Origin of the sequence: Simiduia aestuariiviva (assembly GCF_014192475.1) — a bacterium.
Classification (GTDB): domain Bacteria; phylum Pseudomonadota; class Gammaproteobacteria; order Pseudomonadales; family Cellvibrionaceae; genus Simiduia; species Simiduia aestuariiviva.
This window is the reverse complement of sequence record NZ_JACHXZ010000001.1, coordinates 1,027,631-1,040,761: the sequence shown is the minus strand read 5'-3', so window position 1 is coordinate 1,040,761 and position 13,131 is coordinate 1,027,631. Positions and strand designations below refer to the sequence as shown.

At 53.6% G+C, this 13,131-nt stretch carries 7 protein-coding genes; 2 read left to right on the top strand and 5 right to left on the bottom strand.

Going from position 1 to position 13,131, the window contains the following annotated elements; genetic code table 11:
- Positions 1–69: 69 nt before the first annotated feature.
- From FHS30_RS04625 to FHS30_RS04615, 3 genes are read right to left on the bottom strand one after another with little or no spacing between them, the layout of a single operon-like run.
- Positions 70–2,931 carry an insulinase family protein gene (locus FHS30_RS04625; RefSeq protein WP_183908773.1) on the bottom strand — a complete coding sequence of 954 codons (2,862 nt, stop codon included), beginning with the start codon at positions 2,929–2,931 and terminating at the stop codon, positions 70–72.
- Between the two features lie 23 nt (positions 2,932–2,954).
- Positions 2,955–4,031 carry an AI-2E family transporter gene (locus FHS30_RS04620; RefSeq protein WP_183908771.1) on the bottom strand — a complete coding sequence of 359 codons (1,077 nt, stop codon included), beginning with the start codon at positions 4,029–4,031 and terminating at the stop codon, positions 2,955–2,957.
- Between the two features lie 45 nt (positions 4,032–4,076).
- Positions 4,077–4,322, bottom strand: a complete 246-nt coding sequence (locus FHS30_RS04615) for a sulfurtransferase TusA family protein (RefSeq protein ID WP_183908769.1) — start codon at positions 4,320–4,322, stop codon at positions 4,077–4,079.
- 179 nt (positions 4,323–4,501) lie between these two features.
- Here FHS30_RS04615 and FHS30_RS04610 point away from each other — a divergent pair, with 179 nt between their 5' ends.
- Positions 4,502–5,968 (top strand): M48 family metalloprotease, encoded by a 1,467-nt coding sequence (locus FHS30_RS04610; RefSeq protein ID WP_343048915.1) that lies wholly within the window; start codon positions 4,502–4,504, stop codon positions 5,966–5,968.
- Positions 5,969–6,180: 212 nt separating this feature from the next.
- Positions 6,181–7,413 (top strand): DUF819 family protein, encoded by a 1,233-nt coding sequence (locus tag FHS30_RS04605; protein ID WP_183908767.1) that lies wholly within the window; start codon positions 6,181–6,183, stop codon positions 7,411–7,413.
- Between the two features lie 48 nt (positions 7,414–7,461).
- Here FHS30_RS04605 and FHS30_RS04600 read toward each other — a convergent pair whose 3' ends face one another.
- Complete coding sequence (locus FHS30_RS04600; protein WP_183908764.1) at positions 7,462–9,735, bottom strand: tetratricopeptide repeat-containing diguanylate cyclase; 2,274 nt, start codon at positions 9,733–9,735, stop codon at positions 7,462–7,464.
- A 180-nt stretch (positions 9,736–9,915) separates the two neighbouring features.
- Entirely contained in the window at positions 9,916–13,104 is a 3,189-nt protein-coding gene (locus FHS30_RS04595; protein ID WP_183908762.1) for an efflux RND transporter permease subunit, read from the bottom strand.
- Positions 13,105–13,131: the final 27 nt, after the last annotated feature.

Sequence of the window (13,131 nt, the reverse complement as noted above, 5' to 3'; positions counted from 1 at the left end):
TGTAATATTTCTACAGAAAGGACCTACTGGAATACGACTAGCCCCTTTCGGGTCGACATTTAAAGCCATCTAAGGCACAAAATAGTGCGGCCCCTGTGCCTTAAAGGCATGCACATCGTTGATTCTCACAACGGGTTCAGGCGCTTTTACCGTCGTTTCAGTACCTAACAATAAGCGACGCTGTGGATCAAACACCTGATACGCAAAGGTGCGCAAGGTCACCGCATTAACATCGGACAAGGCCTTGAGTAGGCGTTGTCGCCGGACAAAATCTACCTTGCCACCAGGCCCGGCAGCAGCAATATCATCCCAGTAACGGCTCGCCTGCTCCGCTAAATTTCGGGGCTTTTGCTCCAATTCGGCCATCACCGCTGCGCGCTGAGCCGGCAAATCATCGGCAAGCCAACTGGGCATGTTATCGATAAAATCTTCAAAGGCCGCACGCAATTGCGGCGCGCTGGCTGAGGGCGATTGCACCACCAGCACCAGTCCCGGAAAATCAGCGACCGGCATTTGCCCTGCAAATACCACGTAACCCAACTGCTGCTCCGTTCGCAAACTATTGAAGAATGGGGCGCGAATACTTTGCGCTAACACCATCAAGTGAGCGCGGGCGGCGTCGCTATCATCAAGCGCTTGATGATACATCACCAGTGCATGGTCATCGTGTTTTACATCCACCTGGCGCTCGTAGCCGCCCCACGTGGGGGTCAGTAATTTGAGTTGTCCCGGCAAGGGCTTGGGCGCTCCGCGAACCAGCTGCTGTCCCACTAAAGTGGCGAGCTGACGCGCCTCGGCAGGCAGTAAATTCCCATAGGCAAACATATCGACCTGACTGCCATACACGAAGCTTCGGCTAAATCGCTTTACATCCGCCAACCCGGTATTGGCCATGGCCTCTACCAGCTCTTCGGCCGTCCATGCAGGTTGATACATGGTCGGCACCAATTGACGAATCAGCTGTATGTAAGGCGGCTGTCGATCTCCATTTTCTGTGCGGCGCATTATTTCCGCGCGAATATTGGCAAAACGGGCGGGCTCTAATCGCGGGCTGATCAACGCCTCCAAGATTTCTGTCAGTAACAAGCCTTGGCGATCATTGTAGCCAGCCACGGTAATATCGAAACCTCGCGCAGTGGCGCGAATATCAAAGCCCAAACCTGCCAGAAATGCGGGGTAGCTGTACTCATTGAGTTCATCGAGCACCATAGCGGCGTACAGGTCTGCTTGCACCCGGCCCTGTAAACCGTTGGCGGCAGCCGGTGACCGCAATTGCACGCGAATAACACTGCGCGGCAATCGGAATATCTCATCTTGCTTGAACCACATTCGCAGTGCGGGCTCATTAATCATCAGCTCGGGAAACTGCCCTTGATCGGCAACTTCACGCACCTGCAACCGCGAGGGGATAAAAGGATTTGGAGCCGGCAACTTGATTTGTGTCAACAGATTTTTAGGTAGCGGCTTAAAGGGCTTTGGCGTCAGCACCTTATACGGTGTGCCATAGAGTGGAGCTCGTTGATCAAATTGACCGTCAGCAGCAGACACTAGGGATAGTGCATTTTCGGGGGTCAAATACTTTAGATACATGGCCAGCAGCCCTGCATCAAACTCATCGTAAAGGTACGGGGCTCGCAACACTTCATGGGGCGGATAACGATGCATCGCACTTGCCAGCCCCTGCACTAAACTGCTGGGGTTGCGCACATCCTGAAAGCGAAAATTGATTTCTGCCAACTGTTTTAATTCTTCAAATCGCCAGGCCTCCAATCCTTGCTGGCGAATCAATTCAATGGCAGCAAAAATCCATTGGCGTGTGCGTGCGCGCTGCGCCTGCCCTTTTTCAGTCAGTGACACTGAGATGACAAAGGTGCTGCCGTAGGGGCCCATGTCGCTCTCACCTGCCCATAACGCCTCCGCCAAACCCTCACGCTTTAATGCCGACAGCAAGCTATTGCGACCTTCATGGCCCAGCATGTTGGCCAGCTGGGTTAAGGGCTTTTCGCGAAAATATGTCCCACTGGCCGGCACCGGAAACATCAAGCGCAACTCACGCAGCTGCTTTAAAGGTTGATAAACGATTTCACGTGGCAGCTGATCGGGCAAAAATAGCGGCGCATCATTTTGTTGAGGTGCGCGATCGTGATTTGGCACGCCGCCATAATGATTGACTACCTGCGTTTGCAAATCATCTAGCGACTCGCGACCCAACACCACCAAAGCCATACGGTTGGCAGAATAGTGTTCCGCATAAAACGCGAGCAACGCATCGCGCACGGAATCATCCTTACGGTCGGCCAAGGTATCCAGATTGCCCACCGAAAATCGAGCGGATGGATGCGCAGGGTTGCTAACCTGGGTTAATACCGCATTGGCGCGCCGACCATCATCTTGGATTTTCGCCAAATATTCTGCGTTAACAGCCGCTCGTTCACGCGCCACGTAATCCGCACTGAACAACGGCGCCTTAAAGAACTCAGCGAAACGCGCTATCGCCTGCGGTAAATGCTCTGGCCGAATAGTGAAAAAATAATTGGTGTGATCGAGGCTTGTATAGGCATTGTGGCTACCGCCACTTTTACTGATAAATTGCTGATAGCTATCTGGCTCAGGGTATTTCTCTGTGCCCAAAAAAAGCATGTGTTCCAAAAAGTGCGCCAAACCTTCGCGCCCTTCAGGGTCCGCAGCACTGCCTACCGCTACCTGCATAGACGCCGCCGCTTGCTCAGTATTGGGATCCGACACCAACAGTACACGCATTTGATTAGGCAGGGTGATATAGCGGTACGCTCGAGGATCACTCGGGCTCTTCGCAGGGCTGACAATGCGCAGTGCGCTGTCATCGGTTGGCGCAGTTACCGCGCTGACGCCGATTGAGAACGCGGTTGCTACAAGGGCAAAGGGCCAAAGCAACCCAGCTAAACGGTTCAAAAACAATTCCTTAATCAAGGCATTCAAACGGAGGTAGCAATGGCATCATTCGCGCCTTTGGTAGGCCAGGCATTGAGCACCGCTTTGATTAACGTCGCAAGAGGAATGGCAAAAAACACGCCCCAAAAGCCCCAGAATCCGCCAAATACCAATACGGCTAAAATAATCGCCACAGGGTGTAAATTCACTGCTTCGGAAAAAAGCACGGGTACTAGCACATTGCCATCGAGCGCTTGGATCACGGTATAGATAAACAACAACCAATAGAATTCAGAGCCAATTCCCCACTGCCACAATCCCACTAACAGCACCGGTAAGGTCACAACTGCAGCGCCGATGTATGGCACGAGCACCGACAATCCCACGGCAATGGCTAACAGCAATGAATAACGCAGTCCAAGGAATGCGAACGCGACATAGGACACTACACCGACAATCAAGATCTCCAGTGCCTTACCGCGAATGTAGTTAGCAATTTGTTCATTCATCTCCAACCACACGCGTTGCATAATTGGGCGCCGCCGCGGCAAGAGTCCGCCTAGCCACTGTAAAATAACACCGTGATCTTTAAGGAAGAAAAACACCAATATGGGTACCAATACCAAATAGATTAATGCCGCTAAGAGCATGGGCACACTGGCCACTGAATAAGTAACCAGGCTTTGGCCCACCTCACCTAGCTCTATATTGGCCAGTTTGGTGATTTGCAGAATGTGTTCTTCAGACACGATATCGGGGTATTTGCTGGGTAGTTGAGCTAGCTGGACCTTGGCCACACTGACCATACGCGGCAGTTCTTCAACCAGATTGCCCACCTGACGCCACAATATCGGCATAACGATCAACACCAGCGAGGCAATAAAACTCACAAGCATCAAAAACGCCAACCACAGCGACGCCCCCTGCGGCAGCCCAATGTGCGTCAATCGCACCACCAATCCTTGTAGCAAAAACGCCAGAATCAAGGCGGCGATCATAGGCGCCAGAATCGTGCCCATGGTTACTACCACCAGCAATCCTATCGCCAATAACAACAGCAACAACACCGCCTCTTCATCAAAGAAGTAACGCTGCGTCCAACTGCGAAAAATATTTAACATAGGTGGTCTATTCCAGGGCAATTTTGCTCGTTTGGGGTGCGAATCCTAGCGCTTTTGCAGCCAATAGGAAAATACTGAATCGCGCGCTTCAGATTGCAATAGCCGATGACCGCTGATGGCGCAAAATGCAGGGATATCTCTTTCAGCGCCAGCATCTGTGGCTCGCAGTTCTAAAATCTGGCCACTGGCCAGCGAATTCAAGCCTTGCTTTGCCTTTAACAGGGGCATGGGGCAGGCCAGCCCAGTGGCATCAATCACCAAATCGGGCGCTATGTCTGTAGGAGAGTCCATATCTAAAACTGCTGTCTGCTTGAGTAAACAAATGTAAAAAGGCTGAACCCTTGACCGATTAACGCATCTAAACTGTCGGTACTGATCCCGTTCGGCGACCTCACATATTCCCGCCGCCGCTGGTGGCTAACACCTGAACCGGATACAGTGGCCACAGATTACGATTAGGAGAGCCTGTAGTGCCCACAAAGATTGGCCAATGTCGCCCGTTAATGCTATTCACAGGGCTGGTGTTGAGCCTTAGCCTCCAAACCACTGCCCTTGCGCAGAACAATGACGTAAAACTTCCCGCGCTGGGCGATGCATCGAGCGGCATTGTATCACCCCAGCAGGAACGTGCATTGGGCGAAGCATGGGCCCGCGCGTTTCGAGCGCAGGTACCTACCTCTCACGACCCATTGATGATTGACTATTTGGAGCGACTCTTGGCCCGGCTGGCAGAGTACAGCCAACTACCGGACAAACGCTTACAACTGCTATTGGTTAAAAATCCCACCATGAATGCCTTTGCCGTGCCCGGCGGCGTGGTTGGCGTGCATACGGGCCTACTCACCACTGCCGGCACAGAGAACCAACTGGCCTCGGTACTTGCACACGAATTGGGCCACCTTTCGCAGCGCCATTTCGCGCGCGGCGTCGAAGCACAAAAAAATGCCAGCATCCCCACCACTGCCGCCATGCTGGCCAGCCTCGTGCTGCTGGCCACCGTCGGTGGTGACGCCGGCATGGCCGCAATGGCCGCGACCCAGGCCGCCGCGCTCGACAACCAGCTGCGATTCTCTCGGCAAAATGAACAGGAAGCGGACCGAGTGGGCATGGACACCATGGTCGCCGCGGGACTTGATCCCTATGCCGTGCCAGAAATGTTTGAAGCAATGCAGCGTGGCACTCGCTACTCGCGCCGACCGCCGGAATTCTTGCTCACGCATCCAGTGACTGAATCCCGTATCGCCGATTCGATGAACCGCGCCTCGCGCCATCCGCGACAGCAGCCGGGCGACAACCTCACATTTCACCTGATGCGCACGCGCGTGCTGCTGATGCAAGAGGAAAGCCCCCAATCCGCAGTTAAGCGCTTTACCAGTGAAATCGAGGGCGACAGCCTGAACAAAGATGCCAGTCGCTACGGGCTGGCGCTGGCTTACGTCAAAACAGGACAGGCCGACCGCGCGCTGGAAGCCCTTCAGCCCTTGCTTGAGAAACAACCCAATCAGCTGGCCTATCAACTGGCGCTGGCAGAGATTTACACCGCTCAGCGACAGTATGACCGCGCCATCGCACTGTACCAGCAGCTATTGCAACAAGAACCTGCGAGCCACCCCATCAACATGGCCTATGCAGATACCCTTATGAAGGCCGGTTTCTACCTGCAAAGCGAGCAGATTCTTGTGCGCCACTCCCGCCGGCGCAAGGCTGATCCCTTTGTATGGTACCAATTGGCAGAAGTCCATGGTCTAGCGGGCAATATTCTGGGCGTGCACGAGGCGCGCGCTGAATACTTTATTCTCAACGGTATTTACGACGCCGCCATGGTGCAACTGCGCAATGCACTCAAATTGGCAGAGGACAACTACCACCTCAAGGCCATCCTGCAGGAGCGCGTGCGCGACGTGCGCGAAATGCAGGCCAGAGCAGACATGCGCTAGCTGTCACACCGCTGTCATCCGGGGTCGGCACACTGGATTTGTGCCGCCGCACCAAGCACCCTGTGGCGGCATGACCTACCGCACTACCGCTTGCCCCCAATCAAGGGGGCTTTTCTTTTGGGATTACTGCGCCTGTATTCGTCCTTTACACTGCTAAGCACTGCCCTTTGCAGTGATATCCAACCGCTAACCACTAACAATAAAGAGCGCTTATGTTGCCTATTACCAATGATGCCGTGGAGCTGGGCCTGTTGGCCGCAATTCTCGGAGGCGTCTTCTACTCCTCGCAGAGCAACCACCCGTGGGCGAGAGCCTTTTATCGCTACATACCGGCTTTGCTGTTGTGTTATTTCCTGCCGTCGTTGTTGACCACCTTTGGCATCATCGATAAGCAATCACAGCTGTACTATGTGGCATCGCGCTACCTGTTGCCGGCCAGTCTTGTATTGCTAACCATCAGTATCGACTTCAAAGGCATTATCAATTTAGGCCCCAAGGCCCTGATTTTGTTCTTTACGGGCACCTTGGGTATCGTCATTGGCGGCCCTGTTGCCCTACTGTTTATGTCGTGGGCGATGCCCGATGTCTTGGGCGCAGATCTCGATCAGGTTTGGCGCGGCATGACCACCATTGCCGGCTCTTGGATTGGCGGCAGCGCCAACCAAACTGCCATGAAAGAAATCTTTGGAGCCTCAGATCACATCTTCTCCGCCATGGTGGCCGTGGATGTCATCGTGGCCAATGTGTGGATGGCGGTCTTGCTGATCATGGCCGGCCGCAGCGACAAAATCGATAAGTCCATTGGCGCCGACAATTCAGCCATCGGCGAATTGCGTGCACGGGTTGAGAAGCGTCAAGCGGAAATTTCCCGCATCCCATCACTGCCGGATCTCATGCTGATCTGTGCTGTTGGCTTTGTGATCACCGGTGTCGCCCACTTCGGTGCTGACATTATTGCACCGTGGTTTAGCACCCATTACCCAGGTACCGCGCGCTTCAGTTTGACCAGCACCTTTTTCTGGTTGATTGTGATCGCCACCACCTTGGGCATGCTGTTGTCATTTACGCGCGCCAAACACTTAGAGGGTGCGGGTGCGTCCAAAGTAGGATCGGTGTTCATCTACGTGCTGGTGGCAACCATTGGCACCCACATGGACATCAAGGCCATCTTTGAAAGCCCGGGTTACTTTTTACTGGGCGGTATTTGGATGTCCGTGCACGCGGCTATGATGTTAATCATGTGTCGTATCTTAAAGGCACCGGTGTTTTATATGGCAGTGGGATCGCAAGCCAATGTGGGCGGTGCGGCATCTGCCCCAGTGGTCGCCGCAGCCTTTCACCCGTCGCTGGCGCCCGTGGGCGTACTGCTAGCGGTGCTGGGCTACGCTGTCGGCACCTATGCGGCGTGGTTCTGCGGGCAGATACTGCGCTTGGTCGCCGGTTAATAAACGGTATTTATAAAGATCAAAAAAGTCGGCCCTTGGGCCGGCTTTTTAATTGGGCTTAAAGCCAAGCTCGTGATATTGCCACACAAGCTGTTCAGGACCGTCTTGCGATGTGTAAAGATTTACCCAGCCCTCGCGAATGACCTGTGCTGGCTCACTGAAAAGCCGTTGAAAGGTATCTACGTGCTCCAGCCCTTCTACCCCAGTCATGCCCACCCATTGGTTGCGACCACTGCGTTTTGCGGCGTATAAACACAGGTCGGCAATATCGACCACCTGAGTCCAGTTGTAGTGCCCTGGGCGATCCGTATAAAACGGAAAACAGGCAAAGCCTACAGACACCGTAAGCATTAGGCCTTCGCCTTCGGCTTGTTCGAAAGGCGTACTTTGCACCAGCGCCCGTAAACGCTCGGCTAACAGTGCCGCGTTTTCGCGTTGACTAAAGCGAGAGACAATTAAAAATTCTTCGCCGCCCCAGCGCACCAAGTAATCGGTTTCGCGAAACACCTGCGTCAACAATGCACGCATCTGTGCCAATACCTGGTCACCCGCCTGCTGACCAAGCCGGTCGTTGACAGCCTTAAAGTGATCAATATCTACGAGAAAAAATACTAAATCAGACTGCACCGGCAGCGGCGCCTTCTGCTGTAGCCAATTGAGATAGTCGCGCATGCTTTTCGCGCAATCTTGCTCAATATTCGCGATCAAAAATGGCCGGTTAGATAGGCCCGTTAGGGTATCGGTATCGCGCGTTCGCCCAAGCTGATCCTGTGCGGCCAGCAACGCCAACTCTTTAACGCGCAATTGATCTTGTTGCTCGGCCAATCGATTTTTTAAGTTGAGATTGGCGCGCCGCAATTGAAAGCGTCCCAGCAATACCATCCCCAAACACAGGATCAACACTAAGCTCGCGAGCATGACGTTGCGCTCGAGTGTGCGACGCGCAGATTTTTCAACCGCTAATGTTTTGTCTCGCGATAGCAATTGCAATTGCTGCTCGCGCTGCAAAAACTCAACACTGGCGCGCACCTTGGCGAGCGACTCGTTGCGAATTTCAGTCATCCGTTGGGCGCGCAACCGATTATGTTCTTTCAGCGTTGCTAACGCCGCTGCCATATCCCCCTGAGCTTCATAGATTTCAGCGCGCACGCGATAAAAGGTGAGCAGAGAATCAGCATCTAGCAATTCAGGCATCGACAAATTCTCTGACACCACTTCTGCCGCCTGCTCCAGCGCATTGCGGCGCAATAGAATGCGTGCGTAATAGAGGTTCAGCTTGCCCTGTATTTCAGGCGCAGCACTCAGCGGCATCTCTGACCGAGCCTGCTTAATATAAGTAAGTGCGGCATCCAAGTCGTCAGCGCGGTATTCCAATTTTGCTAAATTGGTCAATACGTGGGCCACATTTTCAGCCGCCCCCAACTCCTGAAACAACGCGAGTGCCTGTACGCCGTTTTGACGGGCCAAATCAAATTTATCGAGAGCGCATTGAATGTCGGCGAGCTTATACAAACCGTAAGCTTCGTTACCGCGATTATGGAGCGAACGATCCAGCTCAATGCTTTCCGATAAATAGCCCTCTGCAGTGGCGAAATCTTGCAGTTCGCGATAGATCTCGCCAATGTTGTACAGCGAATCCGCCACGCCCGAGCGGAGATTTAACGCACGGCGTATTTCCAAGGCCTGCAAATGAGCCGCGAGCGATTCTTCTAAATCGCCCATGCGCTCAAGTATTACGCCCATGGCGTTAAATGCTTCGGCCATCTCGCCGGTAGCGCCCACTTCCCGAAACAGCGCCAGGGCTTTGCGAGCGTTGCTTAACGCGGGGCCATATTCATGCAGCGCCCGCTGGGCATGAGCGGTGGCGTTTAAGGTTAAGCCCCGTTCACGGCGATGGATATCCTTGTCGAATGTGGCCATGGCTTGCTGGTACAAATCCAACGCGTCTTGGTAGCGAGTTTGCACAGCCGCAATAGCGCCTTGTTCGCGCAGGGCAACACCCTGATAACGCAAATTGCCCTGGCGTCGCGCCGCCGTGAGCAGCGCGCTGGCCGTGGCCCCGGCTTCTGGTAGGCTAGATTGCATTACGTAGGCGCGCGTGAGCAATGCCAGTAGCGCCAAGTGTTGCTCGTCGGACTCCGCGCTACGAGCGGCAGCCGGCGCCAACATCTCAATTACCCGCGCCGGCTGGGAAGATAGCAATTGCTGGGCTTGGTCGAGATCAACGGGGGCTTGCGTCGCATGTACACTCAGACAAGCGCCCACACACAGCCCCAACGCAAGGCGTCGAAGTCGGGATATCTGGGCTGAAAATGGTGTCATTGTAAGGGCGCAGCTCGGCAAAGCGCTGCATTGTAGCAGAGCATGCCGACGCGCCGTGAGGACAAAGGCTTACAAATCCGAGCGAATTAACTGGAAGTTAAGCCTTAATTTAAGAATAGATTAAGTGAAATTAAGCCAATCGGCCTAGGAAAGAGCGACCCGTAAAGATCGCTCCAGCAACTAGCCCTCAGCACTTCCGCGCCCCAGTTGTGTTGACCGCACCCTCACCGAGCCCCAAAACCCGCCCAATTTCTTGCGAATGTCACCGCCGGCCACATACAGACAGGGAATCATCACGAGCGTAATCAAGGTGGCGAACAGGACGCCAAAGGCCAGCGACACCGCCATTGGAATCACAATTTTCGCCTGCATACTGGTTTCCAACAGGATTGGGAAGACGCCGATAAAGGTGGTGAGCGAGGTCAGGATAATCGCCCGGAAACGCCTGCAACCCGCATCTAGTACCGCCTGCGTGATGGGAATGCCCTCGCGCCGGGCATTATTGACATAGTCCACCATCACCAGCGAATCGTTCACCACCACACCGGCCACCGCGATCAAGCCAAATACCGACATGACGCTCATATCCAAGCCCATGATGATGTGGCCAATCATGGCGCCAATGAGACCGAAGGGAATCACTGACATGATCATCAAGGGTTGGGTGTAAGACCGCAGCGGGATCGCCAGCAGCGCAAACACCACTACCATGGAGAGGATGAAATTGCGCAACTGCTTGGCTTGATCTTCCATTTCCTCCTGCACGCGTCCAGACACAGAACTCGACACACTCGGGTAGTTTTTCAGCATCGCCGGCAAGAAGTTATCGCGAATATCACCGGCAATTTTTTGCGGCTCGGCCTGGGTGGCATCCACTGCCGCCCAAATATTTATGGAGCGCTTGCCATTTTCGTGACGAATTTCAGCCGGTGCATTGACGATGGTAAAGTCTGCCACTTCCGACAGCGGCACATCGGCGCCATTGGGTGTGCGAATTAATGTTTCCTCCACCAAACCGATGGCATTGCGCTGGTCTTCGGGGTAGCGCACCATCACGCGAATTTCTTCACCGTTGCGCAAAATACGCTGCGCTTCAATGCCGTAAAAGCTGTAGCCCACTTGGCGCGCCACATCCGCGAGCGTCAGGCCCATGGAATAGGCAAGTGGCTTTAATTCAAGCTGTACTTCTTGCGTTTGCTGGCGACGACTGTCGTTGATATCGCCGACGCCCACCAAGGTACTCAGCTTATCGCGCAGGTCCATAATGGCCGCTTCCAGCTCGTCCTGATTGGCGCCCTCTAAACGAAAGCTAATATCGCCATCGTCGCGATCATTACCCATTAAATTGTCTTGAATATTGAGCGACTTCACACCGGGTAGCGCCGGCAGTGCTTCGCGCCACTTGGCCGCCAATTCAAAGGTATCGATGGGCCGAAGCTCTGGGTCAACCAACATGGTCATGATACGTGCACGGGTGCGCGACTGCAGATCCACGTGCATGCTTTTAATCATGCTCTGGCCGTACTCAGCAAGAATTTGCGCATCCACATCTTTTATCATTTTTTCCACGGCGAGTGCCGTGTCGAGCGTGGCCTGCTCCGAGGCCGTCACTTGCATTTCAATCCTTACATCGGGGAAGTCGCTGGGCACTTTCGGTGTGCCAATAAAGCGAATCAAACCGCTATTAAATAAGCCGATGCTAACCATCAAAATTCCAAAGAAAGTTGCCAGCACCGCATAGCGGTAGCGCAACAACACTTCTAGTTTCGGTCGATAAATTTCACTTACGAAACGCTTTAAACCACTGTCAATGTGACTGCGCGCCCAGTGAAAGGGATTTTTTGGATTGTGCGGTCGATATTTCATGTGCGCCAAGTGCGCCGGTAAGATGAGCTTGGATTCCACCAGCGAAAATAACAAACACAAAATCACCACGCCGCCGATGGCGATGGAAAAGCCCTTGGCAGGGCCATCGGCCATAAGCATAGGCATGAACGCGGCCACTGTAGTCAATACACCGAAAGTCGCCGGCATCGCCACCCGCTGGGCACCGCGAATTACATTCTCGACACTTTGCCCTTTATCCTCAATTTCTTGGTAGGCGCTCTCACCAATCACAATGGCGTCATCCACCACGACACCGAGTACCAGGATAAACCCAAACAAACTCGCGACGTTAATGGTGATACCCACCCAGTCCATGGGCATAAACATCAGCGTACCGAGGAAGCTCACAGGCAGTCCAACCATGACCCAAAAGGCCAGTCTCACCCGCAAAAACAGCGCCAACATAAAGAACACCAATGCGGCGCCCATGTACATATTGGTCAACATCATGTCCAAGCGACCCTGCAAGTAGTAGGTAAAATCGACCCACGTCTCAAGGTGCACACCGTCGGGCAGTTGCTTTTCCTTATCTGCCACATAGTCTTTAACCACTTTGGCAACATTGGTGATGCTTTGATCGCGCGTGGCACCGATAAAAAATGCCACGGAATTCTTGCCGTTAAATTTGGAGTATTGAATGCCGTCTTCAAAACCATCATGAACGGTGGCCACATCGCCTAATTTAACTACCGTGCCGTCGTGCAAATTGATCAGTGGGATTTGCTCGTACTGATAACCGCGATAGGCTTGGTTTTCGACGCGCAGAGAAATATAACCGTCTGCAGCTTTAATTTGGCCCGCCGACATATTGCTCGATTCACTGCGAATGGCCTGGGCGATATCCTGGAACGACAAATTGTACTCACGCAATTTGTCCTTGCTGACCTCAATGCCGATTTCATACCCCAGCCCGGAATAGTATTCGCTGATACTGACGGTTGGCAGCGCCTGAATTTCTTCGTGAATGCGTTTGCCCAAATCCTTCAACTGGGTGGGCGTCATGTCGCCATAGAGCGATAAATACAATACCTCTTGCTTGTATTTAAAGCGCTCAACGCGCGGCCGCTCGATGCCCGCGGGAAAACTTGAGATGGAGTCGATCTCGCCCTTAACTTCGTCCAGCACTTCCTGCGGATCGTAACCCTTGGCCACCTTGATGTAGGCCTGCGATGCACTGCGACGAGAATAGGTGATCACACGCTCCAAGCCCTGGATGCCTTTAAATGCCTCCTCGACTTTAAGGGTAATCCCCTCTTCGACTTCCTTGGGCGCAGCACCCGGGTAGTAAATTTGCACCTGCAACCAGTCGATTTCGATTTCTGGAAACATTTGCTGGCGAATACTGAAGGCTGAGATCAATCCACCAAGAATGATAAAAATCATCAACAGATTGGCGGCCACAGTATTGCGGGCGAACCAAGCGATGATGCCCTTGCGCGTAGGATCGTCGCGGCTGGGCAGGTCGGGCGTTAAGTCTGTCACGTGTGCGGTCCCTTGAATTCGATTCGA